This is a genomic window from Luminiphilus sp. nBUS_07, from assembly GCF_051201685.1.
Classification (GTDB): domain Bacteria; phylum Pseudomonadota; class Gammaproteobacteria; order Pseudomonadales; family Halieaceae; genus Luminiphilus.
Window position 1 is genome coordinate 1,397,660 of sequence record NZ_CP179213.1, and the last position, 15,753, is coordinate 1,413,412.

General features: G+C 52.4%; 13 protein-coding genes. 11 read left to right on the forward strand and 2 right to left on the reverse strand.

Translation table 11 applies throughout. The annotated features are described in order from the left end of the window. Positions 1-137 precede the first annotated feature (137 nt). The 7 genes from ACMAZB_RS06195 (at position 138) to ACMAZB_RS06225 (ending at position 7,913) form a co-directional block, all read left to right on the forward strand. Positions 138-1,463, forward strand: a complete 1,326-nt coding sequence (locus ACMAZB_RS06195) for an amidohydrolase (protein WP_435219834.1) — start codon at positions 138-140, stop codon at positions 1,461-1,463. A gap of 14 nt (positions 1,464-1,477) precedes the next feature. Then, a complete protein-coding gene (locus ACMAZB_RS06200) occupies positions 1,478-2,128 on the forward strand; it encodes a cytochrome b/b6 domain-containing protein (protein ID WP_435219835.1) in 651 nt (216 codons plus the stop codon). A gap of 18 nt (positions 2,129-2,146) precedes the next feature. Continuing rightward, positions 2,147-3,463 carry an aspartate aminotransferase family protein gene (locus ACMAZB_RS06205; RefSeq protein WP_435219836.1) on the forward strand — a complete coding sequence of 439 codons (1,317 nt, stop codon included), beginning with the start codon at positions 2,147-2,149 and terminating at the stop codon, positions 3,461-3,463. A 29-nt stretch (positions 3,464-3,492) separates the two neighbouring features. Next, positions 3,493-4,101: an NADPH-dependent FMN reductase gene (locus ACMAZB_RS06210; RefSeq protein ID WP_435219837.1), complete on the forward strand. Its 609-nt coding sequence runs from the start codon at positions 3,493-3,495 to the stop codon at positions 4,099-4,101. Positions 4,102-4,188: 87 nt separating this feature from the next. Next, a complete protein-coding gene (locus ACMAZB_RS06215) occupies positions 4,189-5,265 on the forward strand; it encodes an SMP-30/gluconolactonase/LRE family protein (RefSeq protein ID WP_435219838.1) in 1,077 nt (358 codons plus the stop codon). A gap of 30 nt (positions 5,266-5,295) precedes the next feature. Beyond that, a complete protein-coding gene (locus tag ACMAZB_RS06220) occupies positions 5,296-7,101 on the forward strand; it encodes an acyl-CoA dehydrogenase (RefSeq protein ID WP_435215366.1) in 1,806 nt (601 codons plus the stop codon). Further along, positions 7,101-7,913: a PhzF family phenazine biosynthesis protein gene (locus tag ACMAZB_RS06225; RefSeq protein ID WP_435220063.1), complete on the forward strand. Its 813-nt coding sequence runs from the start codon at positions 7,101-7,103 to the stop codon at positions 7,911-7,913. The genes ACMAZB_RS06220 and ACMAZB_RS06225 overlap by 1 nt, the downstream gene beginning before the upstream one ends. 123 nt (positions 7,914-8,036) lie before the next feature. Here ACMAZB_RS06225 and ACMAZB_RS06230 read toward each other — a convergent pair whose 3' ends face one another. Then, complete coding sequence (locus ACMAZB_RS06230; protein WP_435219839.1) at positions 8,037-9,242, reverse strand: acetyl-CoA C-acyltransferase; 1,206 nt, start codon at positions 9,240-9,242, stop codon at positions 8,037-8,039. 24 nt (positions 9,243-9,266) lie between these two features. Beyond that, complete coding sequence (locus tag ACMAZB_RS06235) at positions 9,267-10,748, reverse strand: carotenoid oxygenase family protein (RefSeq protein ID WP_435219840.1); 1,482 nt, start codon at positions 10,746-10,748, stop codon at positions 9,267-9,269. A gap of 86 nt (positions 10,749-10,834) precedes the next feature. Between ACMAZB_RS06235 and ACMAZB_RS06240 the strand changes: the two genes are divergently transcribed. The 4 genes from ACMAZB_RS06240 to ACMAZB_RS06255 all read left to right on the forward strand — a co-directional run bounded on the left by ACMAZB_RS06240 (position 10,835) and on the right by ACMAZB_RS06255 (position 15,746). Then, positions 10,835-11,752 carry a winged helix-turn-helix transcriptional regulator gene (locus ACMAZB_RS06240; protein WP_435219841.1) on the forward strand — a complete coding sequence of 306 codons (918 nt, stop codon included), beginning with the start codon at positions 10,835-10,837 and terminating at the stop codon, positions 11,750-11,752. A 144-nt stretch (positions 11,753-11,896) separates the two neighbouring features. Then, positions 11,897-13,231 (forward strand): MFS transporter, encoded by a 1,335-nt coding sequence (locus ACMAZB_RS06245; protein WP_435219842.1) that lies wholly within the window; start codon positions 11,897-11,899, stop codon positions 13,229-13,231. Beyond that, positions 13,228-14,937: a class I adenylate-forming enzyme family protein gene (locus tag ACMAZB_RS06250; protein WP_435219843.1), complete on the forward strand. Its 1,710-nt coding sequence runs from the start codon at positions 13,228-13,230 to the stop codon at positions 14,935-14,937. The genes ACMAZB_RS06245 and ACMAZB_RS06250 overlap by 4 nt, the downstream gene beginning before the upstream one ends. Further along, complete coding sequence (locus ACMAZB_RS06255; protein ID WP_435219844.1) at positions 14,934-15,746, forward strand: alpha/beta fold hydrolase; 813 nt, start codon at positions 14,934-14,936, stop codon at positions 15,744-15,746. Before ACMAZB_RS06250 ends, ACMAZB_RS06255 begins: the two co-directional genes overlap by 4 nt. The last annotated feature ends 7 nt before the right edge of the window (positions 15,747-15,753 follow it).

Consider the following 15,753-nt stretch of genomic DNA (forward strand, 5'->3'; position numbering starts at 1 on the left):
AATGACAGGGACCCAGTGCGTGTGGCTAACTTCACCACCCATGAAATCTGTCCGTGCATCAGTATGTTGCTGGGATAAAAAAAGACGTAGTCTACACCATTCGTACGTATACCTGCCTCGTGTCACAGGAGATTCTTATGTCAATTCGACGCCTAATTGGTTCTATCTTGGTCGCTTTTTTCCTACCGGTAACGCTCAGCCTTGCCGACGAGCTGGATGAGCGAATTGACATGCTTTACGAGGAGGAGCTGGCAGACCTGTTCCTCTGGTTGCACCAAAACCCAGAGCTATCTCATATGGAGCACAAAACCTCAGACCGTCTGGCTTCTGAGTTAGAAGGCCTTGGCTACGACGTACACAGGGGCATTGGTGGCACCGGCATAGTGGCTCTACTGGAAAATGGTGAAGGCCCCCTGGTCATGTTTAGAGCTGACATGGATGGCCTTCCCGTGGAAGAAAAGTCAGGTCTTCCTTACGCCTCAACCGCTAAGCAGATTGATTGGGATGGTAATGAGGTCTCGGTCATGCACGCCTGCGGCCACGATGTGCATGTGACCAGCCTGGTGGGCACTGCAAAAATTATGGTGGAGCGCAGAGGTCAGTGGCAGGGCACGTTAATGCTGATCGGTCAGCCGGCAGAGGAGCGGGTCGGCGGGGCTAGGTTGATGCGCGAAGATAATATTTGGGACCGTTTTGGCCAGCCTGATTATGCGATGGCTCTGCATGTCACTTCATCGGTACCTACAGGTATGCTGATTGCTGACCCAGCGCCCTACAGCGGCGCGGATACGGTGGATATTTTGATTAAAGGTGTAGGCGCTCACGGCGCCAGTCCGCATTCAGGGGTTGATCCCGTATTGCTGGGTTCTCAGATTGTTGTGGCTTTGCAAAGCGTGGTTAGTCGGAGCTTGCCACCGCGCAGACCCGGTGTGATCACAGTGGGTTCTTTCCACTCTGGCACAAAGCACAACATCATCTCAGATGCCGCGAAACTTCAGATTACCGTGCGCAGTGAGTCGGTGGCAGACCGAGCCCTGCTGCTTGACGGAATCAAGCGTGTTGCTGAAAACGCGGGACGTATGATGGGGTTATCCGGGGACATGCTGCCCGAGGTTGTTGTTTACGAGAACGAAGGTGTGCCACCGACGCTCAACGATATCGCTATGCTTGAACGCGTGAGGGGCGTATGGACTGACAGTTTGGGCGAGGGCATATTTTATAATCAGCAGCGACTTGCGATGGGAGCTGAGGACTTTCCCTTCTTTACTGTCGACCCTTACATTCCCTCGGTTTACTTCGCCGTAGGAGGCACTGATCAAGCCGACTTTGATCGGGCTGCAGCGGGTGGACCACCTGTCGCATCGCACCATTCGCCGCTCTTCAAAATTGTTCCTGAGCCCTCTGTTGAACTGGGCGTAAAGGCATCAGTGACGGGTCTGATCGATCTTCTTCAGAACCTTTAATTGGATTGCTAGCTGTGAAGCATTGGCCCTTATGGGATCGTGCTGTTCGAACGATCCACTGGTACTTCCCAGTGGCCATCACTTTTATGTGGTGGAGTGGGGAAGAGGGGCTATATGAGTGGCACAGTTGGGTCGGTTATAGCCTTATCGTAGCCGTTACGACGCGTGTGCTTTGGGGGTTCGTGGGTAGCCCTAGTGCGCGCTTCTCCTCTTTCATTGCTCGCCCGACGACAGTACTTGCGTATGTCAGAGGGCGCCCTTTTACCGGAGAAGGGCATAATCCAATGGGTGGCTGGGCTACGGTGGCTTTGCTGCTTGCGATTTTGCTGCAGGGCGTTTCAGGGTTATTTTCCAGCGATGATGTCATGTTTGAAGGTCCACTGATGTATTGGGGTGGGGAGTGGTCGGGGTTCTTCGCTGAGTGGCACGAAATTAATTGGCTGCTTTTACAGGTGCTGGTGGTGATGCATCTGTTGGCGTTGACCTATCACCAGTTGTACCGAAAAGAACCCTTACTAGGGGCGATGTGGTGGGGTAAAACTGCCAACCGCTTTAGTCTCTCGAAGCCAAAGACGACAAGCTTGGCACTGGCAATCGCTCTGGTCATTGCCGGGTTGTTGTATTTATTGATTACACTAGCGCCGCAGGCTCCTAGCTATTACTGAATAAGAGGTTGAGTCACCATGGACAGGAAGACCCTTGAAGCTCATTGGATGCCGTACACCGGTAACCGCCAGTTTAAAGACGACCCGCGCATTATTACGTCTGCTGACGGGGTTTGGTACACCGACGACAAAGGTCGCAAGGTATTAGACGGGCACTCCGGGCTTTGGACGTCAGGTTTGGGGCACGGTCGCAAGGAAATCAGCGCCGCGGTGGCTCAGCAGATCAACACCCTTGATTTTGCGCCACCGTTTCAATTTGGTCACCCTCCCGCGTTTGAACTCGCTGATCGCATTAAGGACTTAATGCCGGAGGACCTCGATTATGTTTTCTTTACCAATTCAGGGTCTGAATCTGCTGATACATCTTTGAAGATGGCTCGCGCTTACTGGCGCCTGATGGGACAGCCCACCAAGACGCGTTTTATCGGGCGTATGAAGGGTTACCACGGTGTCAATTTTGGTGGGATTTCGGTGGGCGGTATCGCCGCTAATCGAAAGTTTTTTGGTCAAGGTGTTGAAGCAGATCACTTGCGGCACACCATGCTGCCTCAGAACCTGTTTACCCGAGGCATGCCTCAAGACGGAGCTGAGCTGGCTGAGGAACTCAACGAGATGATTGCCTTGCATGACGCCTCGACAATAGCTGCGGTTATTGTGGAGCCTATGGCAGGGTCCGCGGGAGTCATACCGCCACCCGTAGGTTATTTGCAGAAGCTGCGTGATATCTGTGACGCCAACGATATTTTATTGATTTTTGACGAGGTAATCACGGGGTTCGGTCGTTGCGGTGCGCTGACTGGAGCCGACGCTTTTGGCGTTGTGCCGGACATTCTCAACGTCGCAAAACAGATCACTAATGGCGCGATTCCGATGGGCGCGGTTATTGCGCGTGCTGGTATATACGACACATTTATGGCCCATGGTGGGCCCGATTATGCCTTGGAGTTTGCCCATGGTTATACCTATTCTGCACACCCTGTGGCCTGCGCTGCTGGGCTGGCAGCGTTAGATGTATTAACCGGCGAGGAGTTGCCTCAACGAGTTGCTAAAGAAGCGCCATTTTTCGAAGGGTTGCTTCATGATGCTCTAGCCGAGAAGCTCCACGTGGCTGATGTACGTAACTATGGATTTGCGGGTGCCATCACCCTTGATCCCTATCCTGGAGAACCCATGCGAAGGCCCTTCGAAGTTGCGATGAAAATGTGGGAAAAAGGGTTCCTAGTGCGTTACGGGGGCGACACGATTCAGTTGGCGCCAATGTTCGTCATGGAGCGTCGAGAAATGGAGTCGTTAGTGGGTGCTCTGGCTGATTCACTGACGGAATTAGCGCAGTAATTTTTTAAACCTAAACAGGAGCATTTCAGTTGAAGATTGGTATTGTTGTGGGAAGCCATCGTCATGACTCTCAAAGCCGAAAAGTCGCACTTTATTTAGAGCAACAGCTTCAGTCATTGAACGCTGAAACGTGGTTGCATGACCTCGCCCATGACCCTCTGCCCTTGTGGGATGAAAATCTAGGTAGTGGTGAGGGCCTCTGGGCTTTTCTGCCAGACTTGGTGGAGCAACTACAAAGTTCTGATGGCTTTGTCATTGTGAGTCCTGAATGGCACGGTATGGCCACTTCCGCTGTGAAGAACTTCTTTTTGTTGTGCAACGTTCAGTCGGGCCTCGCACACAAACCGGCACTAATAACCGCTATTTCTGGTGGCGATGGGGGTGCCTATGTCGTGTCAGAGCTTCGCACTAGCAGCTATAAAAACAATCGCCTGTGTTACATCCCCGAGCAATTAGTCGTTCGCAATGTTGGCAAAGTGTTTAATGCCGACTCCGCGGAGAATGATCCGGAGGCTCATACCTACTTTGTCGACCGAGCAGATTACAGCTTAAAATTACTTTTGGCCTACAGTGAAGCCCTTGGTGCCCTTAGAGGCGGTGGGGTGGTTGACCTAGACGGTTATCCAAACGGCATGTAACGGTATGGGCGGCGTTATCTGCGCATCATGTGGCTAAAGTGTTCATGGCGCAGTCTTCGCCGTTAATTTGCTCGGGGGAGCATCCTATTGAAAAAGTTGCTGACGAGATTTTTTGGGGCGCTAGCGTGTGTTGTCCTTGGCTGGGTCGCGTGGTCATTTGTTGCCGCTCCCATCGTTCCCGCAATGTGGGAAGCCCCACCGAATCCTGAGCTCACTGGCGTTTTTGCCTCAAACAATCGACTGGAAAATGTCGACACAGTGTCTATGCCGGATCTAGGGCCCGAGGATGTCGCGTGCTCAGGCGACGGTTGGTTCTACAGCGGTCTTGAGGACGGACAGATTGTTCGCTTCAACAAGCAGGGCAACACCACGCTATTTGCGCAAACACAAGGGCGCCCTTTGGGTATGACCTTTGATGCTCAGGGTGCTTTGATAGTTGCAGATGCCTATCAGGGGCTGTTGAAAATAGGTGAGGAGGGGCGAGTTGAAACGCTGGTTGACCAGTATTTGGGTCGACGCCTTCAGTTTGTTGATGATGTCGACATTGCCGCCGACGGCACAATTTATTTTTCTGACGCCTCAATGCGCTTTGAGTTTCACAATAACCTGCTCGATTTTTATGAAGGATCGATGACGGGAAGATTATTTGCGTACTCACCCAAGACCCGGGCTGTTGAACTTTTACTCGATGGACTCTTTTTTGCGAACGGGGTCGCTCTAGGCCCTGATGACGCTTACGTATTGATTAATGAGACAGGGTTGGGGCGGGTTCAACGCTTTTGGTTGAAAGGGCCTCAAGCTGGCAGCAGTGATGTTTTTGTTGAGCACCTTCCGGGCACACCCGATAACATTAACTACGACGGTGATAAGACTTTCTGGATTGCTATGCCCTCGCTGCGCGCTGGAGTCGATGCGGTAGCACACTTACCGCTGTTACGGCGTTTGGTATCAGTGTTGCCAAGGGCTTTACAGGAGGCTGCAGCGACCCCAGTGAGTTTTGTCTTGGGTGTTGATCTTAATGGGTCGGTGGTGGCCAACCTGCAAGATCCTGCGCTGGGTTATAATTACATTACCAGCGCAACACCCTGCGATGACGATCTCTGGTTGGGCAGTCTTCACATGACCTCTGCAGGTTATCTGCCCCGACCTGAAGCGACCAATTAAAATTTTTAGCCAAGCTCACAGGAACTTCTCATGCCCGCACCTTTGTTGTCTCGACGCGATCTGGAATTTTATCTTTACGAAATGTTCGATGTGGAATCCCTCCAAGACCGCGAGCGGTATCAAGATCACAATCGGGAGTCCTTTGACGCTGCTTTGGATATTTCTGAAAAAATTGCCGAAGATTATTTCCTGCCGATTCGAAAAACCGTCGACCTGAATCAACCCGACTGGGATGGTGAAAAGGTCATCATGATCCCTGAAATCAAAGCGGCTTACGATGCCGTTGCCGAGGCTGGGCTGATTTGTCCGGATCAGAGTTACGAAATGGGCGGTATGCAACTGCCGCTAGTCGTGGCGTCTTGTGCCATGGGGTATGTGACTGCAGCGGCAAGCACAACCAACGGTTTCCATGCCCTTACTGCCGCGAATGCCAACCTCCTCGAGACCCACGCATCCCAGGAGCAGATTGATACCTGGGTGCCTAGGCTGCGCACGGGGGAGTTTGCGGGCACCATGGCCCTGTCAGAGCCTCAGGCAGGCTCAAGCCTTGCCGATATGCGCACTAAGGCGGTGGCTCAGGACGATGGCACCTACCGAATATTTGGTAACAAGATTTGGATCTCAGGCGGGGACCACGAGCTTTCCAGCAATATTGTGCATGCCGTGTTGGCGCGAATTGAAGGAGCGCCGCCGGGGGTAAAGGGCATTTCCATGTTTATTTGCCCTAAATTTCTCCTCAATGAGGACGGTTCTGTGGGGGCGCGCAACGACGTCCAGCTAGCCGGCTTATTCCACAAAATGGGTGGTCGGGGTCAAACCTCAACGGCACTGAATTTTGGCGAGGGAGAGGGCGCTGTGGCGTATTTGGTCGGCGAGCCACATCAAGGCCTGCGCTATATGTTTCACATGATGAACGAAGCCCGAGTGATGGTGGGGAGCAGTGGTGCAACTCTTGCAATGGCGGGCTACCAGTACAGTCTCGACTACGCAAAAGAGCGCCCACAAGGTCGCAAACCTTCCTCGAAGGACCCGCTGGCAGATCCGGTCATGCTGATAGAGCACGCCGACGTGAGGCGCATGTTGCTCGCTCAAAAAGCGTATGCGGAGGGAGCATGGAGCTTGTGCTTATTCGCCTCGCAACTGGTTGATGACTGGAAGACGCATCCCGATGAGGTTGGACGGGCCGATGCCTTTCAACTGCTGGATTTCCTGACGCCCATTGTCAAAACCTGGCCCTCGGAGTACGGGCCCAAGGCCAACGATCTGGCCATTCAGGTGCTCGGCGGCGCCGGCTATACCAATGAGCATCCAGTGGAGTTGATGTACCGCGATAATCGCCTAAACCCAATCCATGAAGGTACTACGGGCATTCAATCCCTTGATCTCTTGGGTAGAAAAGTGCCGCAAAACGGACTGGCGGGGTATCAGGCGTGTTTAAGCGCTATTGAATCGACTTTGGAAGCAGCAGAAGGTGTGGCTGATTGTGCGCCTATGGTCATCGCTCTGCAGACTGCCTTGGGTCATCTCAAGAGCACGACGGAGGTTCTGTTAGGTAGCATGCTGGAGCGCGACATTGATCTGGTCATGGCAAACTCCGCGAAATACCTTGAGTTCTTTGGGCACGTGGTGGTGGGTTGGATGTGGCTGCGTCAAGGTCTGATTGCAGCGCAGGCATTGACGGCTGAATGTCACTCAGATGACACCGATTTCTATCGAGGCAAGCTCCAGAGCATGCTGTACTTCGCCCGCTGGGAGCTGCCACAAACCAAGGTTTGGGCAGACTTACTGAGTGATTTAGACGATACAACCTACACCATGGAGGCGGCTTGGTTCTAATGAGCCTGCCGCTCTACATCGTTAACGCGTTCACTAAAACTTCCTTTGGTGGCAATCCCGCTGCTGTTGTGCCCCTTCCCGAGTGGTTGCCCGACAAGGTATTGCTGGGCATGGCTGCGCAGCACAACTTGTCTGAAACCGCATTTGTTGTGCCCCGGGAGGAGGGGCTTTTTGAGCTGCGTTGGTTCACACCAGGCGCGGAGGTGGAGCTCTGTGGTCACGCGACCCTTGCGTCAGCTCACGTGCTGAGCGAGCACTTGGGGTTTCAGGGCGACGAGGTGACTTTTTCAACGCGTTTCAGTGGCGAGCTGCGTGCGCATTATTATGATGGTGCCATCGAGCTTGATTTTCCATCCCTCAATCCACAGCCCTATCAACCGGAGCCCGCACTGATAGCCGCTTTAGGGGTGCCAATCATCGCAGCGGCAATTCCTCAGGTCCATCCTTGGAAAGCGCTCTATGAAGTGGAGAGCGAGGCCGTTCTCCGGCAAGTTGTACCTGATTTTCCAGCGATTGCCGCGGCTGTAGATCACGCGGTTATCCTCACGGCTAGAGGGGAGCGGCATGACTTCGTATCGCGCTTTTTCGCGCCTAACTTGCGTGTCAACGAAGACCCGGTCACGGGCTCTGCGCATTGTGTTCTTGCGCCCTATTGGGCGGCTAAGCTGGGCGTGACTCAATTATCCGCAGCGCAAATATCGACACGAGGCGGTGTGCTTAAGTGTGTGCTGGCTGGTGATCGGGTGAAGCTCACTGGAGATTGCGTGACCTACGCAGTGGGGGAGATCGTTGAGTCTCTGGAGGCAGGGTAGCGTTTGCTAGAGCGGGGCCTACCACCTCGGTTGTGCCGCTATAATCGCTACCTCCGAAGCGGTGCCTGTGCGCAGGATTCGTGGCGCGCGTCCCGCTCAGAAATTTACCAGTCCGCTAGGGCGCTAACACTCGCGGTCTACAACGATAGCAGCCCCGATGCCCGCAGCGCCTGAAATCGCGACCACGCCTGTATTCAGATTCCGCCGCTCCAATTCATCGACCAAAGTGCTGAGTAGGTTAATCCCCGTAGCACCCATGGCGTGCCCCATTGCAATGCCGCCACCATTGACGTTGAGACGATCGTGATCAATGCCAAGTTGCCCGGCACAATGCATGACAATGCCGGCAAATCCTTCATTGAACTCCCAGAGGTCAATATCATTCGGGGTTAGCCCGCACTGTTTAAGCGCGTCCTCAGTGGCGATAAGCCCCCCCGTTAAAGCTTCGATGGCCGGTCCTCGCTTAAACGACTGGGCCCTAATGCGAGCCCTCAATGGTAGATTGAGTCGCTTGGCTGCATTTGCCGAGCCGACCAGGGCCAATGATGCGCCATCGACAATTCCCGGTGCACATCCAGCGTGATGCATGTGTTCAATTGCAAGCACTTCAGGGCAGTGCTTCAGCAAGCGCTCATTAGCACCTTTGCTGCCCAATTCAGCAAAGAGTGGCGGAAGTTTTTTGAGGGACTCAGGACTGGAACCAGGCCGAATCAATTCGTCACGATCAATAAGTAAGTGCCCTTGTGTATCGGCAATGGGGACTAAGGATCGCTGAAAAAAGCCTTGATCGGTGGCCGACGCTGCGCGTTGGTGCGAACGGACTGCGTACTCGTCAAGATCGTTGCGGGATAACCCATTTTTGGTGGCAAAAAAATCGGCCACTACTCCATTGGGAACATAGGGGACCTTACCTGAGACTTCGGGATCCTCGAACAAAGCGCCTTTGTCAGACATCAGCGGCACTCGAGACATTGATTCGACCCCACCTACTGCAAAGAGGTCGCCCATTTGGGCGCTGATTTTTGCTGACGCCAAGCCCAAGGCGGTTAAAGCCGATGTGCAAAAACTGTTGACCGTAGTGCCCGATCCCTTGGGCTGCCAGTCTGCGTACAAGCACGCTGTTTGAGCGATATTGCCACCTTGATCCCCCAGCTGACTAACACAGCCCAAGATCACTTCATCTGTGTTGACGGTTGCATGAGGAGCTCTGACTTTCATCTCGTCAAAAAGACACCGTAGTAAGTTTACCGGCTTGACGTCATTGAGACGTCCCTTGGCATTGCCTTTGCCTCTCGGGGTTCGAATTGCCTCAATGAGATAGGGCTGCATAATAGTAATTCCCCTGCGCTGAAATTAGTGAGAGTTAGCCGTTTGGCGCATCTGAGCCTCGCGAATATCGCTGCCATTACCCCAATAGGCATGAGAGCCTCCGGGAATACGTTGGGGGAGTGGGATTCTTGCGATGGGGCCGTCACCCAAGGTTTGGGCCTGCCAAATATAGATTTCAGCATGATTGGCCTCGCTGACATAAGAGATGAGGTACCCATCATCCTCATCTTTGCCACCTACCCGGGGGGAGAATACTGGCTGACCCATATATTTGCCTTTGGGAAGTTCATAGCGATCAACCTCCCTTCGGTTTTGTAGATCAAATTTTTGAATGCCACTCATCAAAAAATAGGGGATCTCTGCAGCCATAGTGTTGTAGGCGTAGCGGTTTCTAATGCCTAGGTAGCGAGCGTTGATATTGGGCATCTCAAGGCATTGCTCATCGACAATGCGCTCGCTGGCCTTGCCAGTTCGTAAATTAAAACGATATTCAGTGAGGCGCGGTTGATTAAACTGGAAGGACAAAAAGTAATTTTGAACCCGTGCGCTCGGTGTTTCCCTAGGAATCTTGGGAATAGGAGTGAGTTGCTTAAAGCCAAAAGCAACGATTTCATCGCCATCTTCCCACGCATTGACTGTATGCAGCATGTAAGTGGGCTCACACTCAAACCAACGAATATCTCCACCTGAGCCATGCCGCGGTATAACGCCAAAGCGGCTGGCCAAATCGCGGTCAAATTTTAATTTTTTCTTGCCTAGTGCTAGCAGCGCTGAGTCCCAATAGAGGGGTAAGTCATGCAGCACGGTGTAGTTTTCCGTCACCCAGCTGTCATGGGGCAGGCGTGGGCCTGGCAGGTCAATGGCCGTGACAGAGCTGACACGATTATCTTTATCGATCACGCCGTACTCCATAAACGGCTCTGAATTAAAGCTGTAGTTAAAAAAAATCAGTTCGCCTGTGCGTTCATCAACTTTAGAGTGGGCCGAGATGCCGCGTTCCCAGCTGCCCTTAAAGTCATCGGGTCCCAGAGTACGAAAATCATCGGCGGCTAATCGATAAGGCTGACCGCACCGGGAAAACAACGTTTTAAATTCACCGTTATGAAGCACTACGTCGGTCCCAGAGCTATTTTTAAGACCTTCCTCGGCCTCAAAGCCATCCCTCAAGCCCGGGTATAGTCCCCGACCCGCTTCCATTTCAGCAGCGAGCCCAGTGGTCATCACCATTCTGTTGCGGAAGGTGGCTTTGCCATCAGCAAAGGTAGTCGCATGAACCATGCCGTCACCATCAAACCAGTGGTAGCGACCGCTTTTTGGTTGGTACACCGGATTGTGTCCATTGCGAATGTATACGCCGTCGATATCTTTTGGAATGTCTCCAATGCTACTAAGATCCGTCGCTGTGATTTCTTTATCGACTGGTCTAAATGCATCGTGATGTAAATATTCGTTATGCTCTTCTGAAGCTTGGAGCGGCAATTTCCGATCAACAATCACCTCAGCCATAGTTTTGCTCCTTATTGAATTTGTGCGTCATTATGTCTAATTGGGTAACATGGTACAGTTATGATAGTTAATATGCGAGTTGATTGATGGGGCAGGAACGTGCTCGGAGTTCAATAGGAGCGGGCCTTGACGTCGTTGCCGATCAATGGACTTTATTGATCTTACGCGAGCTTTTTGCAGGTGTTGAAACTTGGAAAGGGTTGAGTGAATCTCTCGCGATTTCCCCTGCAACATTAAAGCGGCGACTGACCCAGCTCATTGATGTGGGCTGCCTGGAGCGACAGCAGCAGCCAGGGAGAAAGTTGGTTCGTTACCTGTTAACACCCCCGGGGCTAGACCTGTTTCCCTTCATGATGGCGGCTAGAGAATGGCAAATGCGTTGGGACGCTCGACCAGAAGCCAAGGTGTCGCGGTGGTATCACAGCTGCGGCGAGCCCCTGCGCTGTGCCGCTTACTGCCAAAGTTGCGATGGACGACTTATCAACGCGGAGGTGGGGTTGGTCGAACAGGATACGGAAATTATTAAATTTTCTAGCAAGGCGCGTCGTTACCGTGGCGTTTCAGCAGAGACCGCAGTTAATAGTCCCGTCAGGAATCCCGAGCGCCCATTGATCGTTGATGTCTTAGGCGACTCTAGAACAACAGTTGTCATGGCGGCGTTGCTACGAGGCATTTATAAATTTGATGCCATTCAGCAGTTCACGGGTCTTCCGCCGGCTACGATTTCGAGCCGCTTAAGGCGCATCCAGCTCCTAGGGTTGGGGCATGCTCGGCTGTATCAGGAGAGCCCCGATAGAATGCTGTATGAGCCCAGTAAGTCAGGGCGCGATCTTTTGGGTTTGGCGTTGCAGCTCATGCAGTGGGGGAATCGGTGGCTTGTTGGCTCTACCCATTTAGCGACTCAGGCGATTCATCAAACTTGTGGCCAGCAGCTCGGCAGCGTTATGCGCTGTCAGCATTGCCACGGCGTAGTTTCTCTTGATCAGGTCGTGCATAAGTCCTGAAGGTTTAGTCTCCGCTGTGAGAGAGCGATCTTCGCTGTATTTTTTCTAAACCTACTTTACTTTTTTTCAAATTTCACCCTAGAATGAAAGCGACTACATCAACGATAGTAAAAAAATGATGTTGCTTACCAGTAAATGGCCGCAATGACTGCCTCGCCTGCTTTAGCAGACTCAACGAGAGCGCGTCCCGCTCTTGCGGCCACTTTATTTATGTTGGCCTATTTAGTGTCGTTCCTAGATCGTCAGATACTTGTATTGATGATCGAGCCCATTCAGCGGGATTTAGGATTAACTGATACAGCCTTCAGCTTATTGCATGGCACGGCATTTGCGCTGTTCTACACAATTATCGGCCTTTTCATGGGTCGCATCGTTGACAGCAACAGTCGGGTCCGGGTTATTAGCATTTCAATTGCTTTGTGGAGCATCGCGACTGCTTTTTGTGGTTTGGCCAAAAATTTTGTCACGTTATTTGTTGCTCGCATGGCGGTGGGTATTGGTGAGGCAGGGCTCACCCCGGGCGTGTATTCAGCAATGTCAGATTTATTCCGGCCTCGGGAGCGTGCCCGTGCCTTCGGTGTGTATGCGATGGGCATTTACTTTGGCACCGGCGGTGCATTTCTCATTGGTGGCAGGCTGGTCGAGTGGTTGGAGGCCATACCGCCCATAGAACTGCCACTACTGGGATCTTTTTACAGTTGGCAACTGGCTTTCTTTATTGTGGGTTTACCCGGGTTAGCGCTGGCACTTGCCATAGTTTTACTGATACCTGAGCCGGTAAGGGGGGCGATGGAAGAACAGAGGGTTCCTGATGAGGGCGCGTCAGGCTCAGGGAATTTTCGGGATTTTGTTAAGCACTACAGAGAGCACTTGCGACCTTACCTAGGACATAACCTTGGTTTCGGACTGCATATGCTCTGCTCGTATGCCCTGATTTCTTGGTTGCCGGTCATATTTTTGCGCGTTCATCAATGGAGCATCGGTGAAATAGGGCTGGCGATGGGCTGCTTGCTGGTTTCTTGTGGTCCTGTCGGCGCACTCTTGGGTGGTTTTTGGGCGCGACATTTAACTGTACGGGGCGTTCCGGCGAGCGATATTCGTCTAGGCGCTTTGGCATGCATGGGACTGTGTGTTTCGGGCCTTTGGGCTGCTTATTCATCGACACCCGAATTTGCCCTTATAGGGGTCGGTGGCGCTATTTTTTTTATGGCGCTGCCAGGCGGCCTCAATGCTTCGTCGTTGCAAACCATCACCCCCGCAAAGTTTCGAGGGCAGGCGGCGGCCCTGTTTTTGTTGGTCGGAAACGTTCTGGGTCTGGGCGTTGGCCCATTAGCAGTGGCACTCATCACTGACTATGGGTTCTCAGATAAGCAGAGTGTGGGGCAGTCATTGCAGTGGGTGCTTATCGCTGCACTGCCTTTAGCCACTTGGCTTCTTTGGCGAGTACGTTCTCACTTCCAGCTGGAGTCGACAGTATGATGGCCTCGGACTCGGTGACAATTGCCCATCACTCGGCGAAAGGTTGGTGGGGTAACGACACGCTGGATGCACATTTTCGACGCAACGTGGCCGCTTATCCAGAGCGCCTAGCGATCCTTGACCCTCCAAACAGACTGGATATTGCCGGTAGCGCCGCAGTCAATTTGACCTACAGTGAACTCGCCGAACGGGTAGAGGCTCAGGTGCGTCAACTTTACTACGCAGGAGTACGGCGTAACGACATTGTTGTTTTGCAGTTACCCAATATCCATGAAATTACTGTAATTCTTCTCGCATGTGCGCGCATGGGTGTGATTTTAAGCCCAGTTGTCATGCAGTTTGACAGGTCTGAGCTGCGCGACATTTTTTCACAATTATCACCAACGGCTTACATTACTTTGTCGCGCTTCAAAGGCCGTGACATGGCCACAGCAGAATCACTGCAGGACCTGTGTGGTGAATTCAATGTCAAGTTACTGAGCATAGATGGCCCGGCTGATGACCGCTCTATTCTAGATGCCTCACAGCAGGATCTCGAAAGTTCACCCACAGCGGCTAACGAAGCGCTGACAATTTGTTGGACTTCTGGTACCGAGGGAAAGGCAAAGGGAGTGATCCGCAGCCATAATCTTTGGGCTGCTATCGGCCGTATGGTGGCGCACGGCGCCAAGATGCAAGACGGGGACGTCATTTTGAATGCGCGACCCATGGTTAATATGGCGGCAATTGGGGGCGGTTTCTACTGCTGGTTATTGTCCAGCGGAACTTTAGCGCTGCACCATCCCTTGGATATGCCAATGGTGCTTGATCAGATTCGAAGACTTCAGGTCACTGTTACCTTTATGCCCCCGGCCTTTATCGTTGCATTGCTAAAAGATCCAGAACTACGAGCACAAGCCGACCTAACTTCGCTGAGAATCATGGGTTCTGGGTCAGCGGCTTTGCCCGATTGGGTTGTTGAAGAGATGGCAGATAATTTTGGCGTGGAAATTGTAAATTTTTTCGGCTCTAACGAGGGTGTCTCTTTACAGAGTACGAGGGCCACTGTGCCTGACTCGAGCCTTCGGTCCACCCATTTCGCTCGAGCCGGCAGGGCTGATATCTCTTGGTCGGACTTTGAGCTTAGCCGCGAACTGGAAACCAAAATCGTGGACTTGGATAGCGGAGAAGAAATCACCGAGCCGGGTAAAAAGGGACAATTATTGATGCGGGGCAGCACTATTTTTTCCTATTACTTCAACGCACCCGAGCAAACTGCGGCGGCATTCGACAGTGAAGGCTTCTACCGTTCAGGCGATCTTTTTGAGATCGCAGGTGATAGCAGTCCACCACGCTACTACAAGTATGTCGGCCGTTGTCGGGAGGTCATTATTCGCGGTGGCTTCAATATCGCACCGGCAGAAATTGACAACCTGTTATCTGACCATCCGGCGATTCTTGAGGTCGCAGCTTTCGCTGTCCCCGATGAGAGGTTAGGCGAACGCACCGGAGTGGCGGTTGTTATGAAACCTCAGGAGGTAGTTGGCCTTGACGACCTATTACTACATCTAACTGCAAAGCACATAGCGACTTACAAATTGCCCGAGCGTTTATTAGTGGTTCCTAGCTTGCCGCGAAATGCCATGCAAAAAGTTGTGAGACAGGAACTAACAGCGATGTTTACCGCTGCCGCAAGCGCCGACGCTCGGGAGGTACTGATCGAATGACTGCATCTAATAACTATGGCCCCTATAGATTGCCAGATTACTGTGTGACCGGGGCTGGCGATAAAAGCGTTTTCCTCTTGCACGGTGCCTTTGGCGCTAAAGAGTATTGGCTGCAGCAAACCGCTGCTCTGGTTGCATCTGGCTACCGTGTTGTCGCTTGGGATGCGCCGGGTTATGGATTGAGCCCTATGCCCGAAAATTTCAGTATTGAGTCGGCCGCACGGGCTTGCGTGTCTCTGATGAAAGCGCTGGGAACCAAAACTAACATTCTGCTGGGGCATTCCATGGGGGGCATGATTGCGCAGCGAACTTTTGACTACTACCCGGAGGGTATTCAAGGTTTGATCCTTTCATCGACCAGTGCAGCCTTTGGTGGCCGCGGGGGTGAATGGCAGAAAAAGTTTGTGGCGGATCGCGTAGCACCTCTTGATGCCGGCAAAACTATTCCTGAGTACGCGCCGGTTATGTTGAAAAAAATGTTTGGCCCGGGCTCCACAGGTGGAGCCACTGACTTGGTTGTTCAGGTGATATCTCGCATGCGTGAGGAGACCTTTCGCGCAGCCATTGAAGCTGTAACTAAGTATGAGGGCCGTGATGTTTTGTCGAAGATGAATATTCCCGTTCTTTGTGTGGCTGGAGAGCATGACTTGAGTGCGGCGCCACCTAAAGTGATGGAAAAAATGGCTGGAAAAATTGCAGCCTCAGAATTCGTTTGTATGCCGGGTGTCGGCCATTTCGGCTGGGCGGAAGCGCCCGATGTTTACAACGAACACATGCTCCAATTCTTAAATAAAAACTTTAGTGATTAATGTTAGA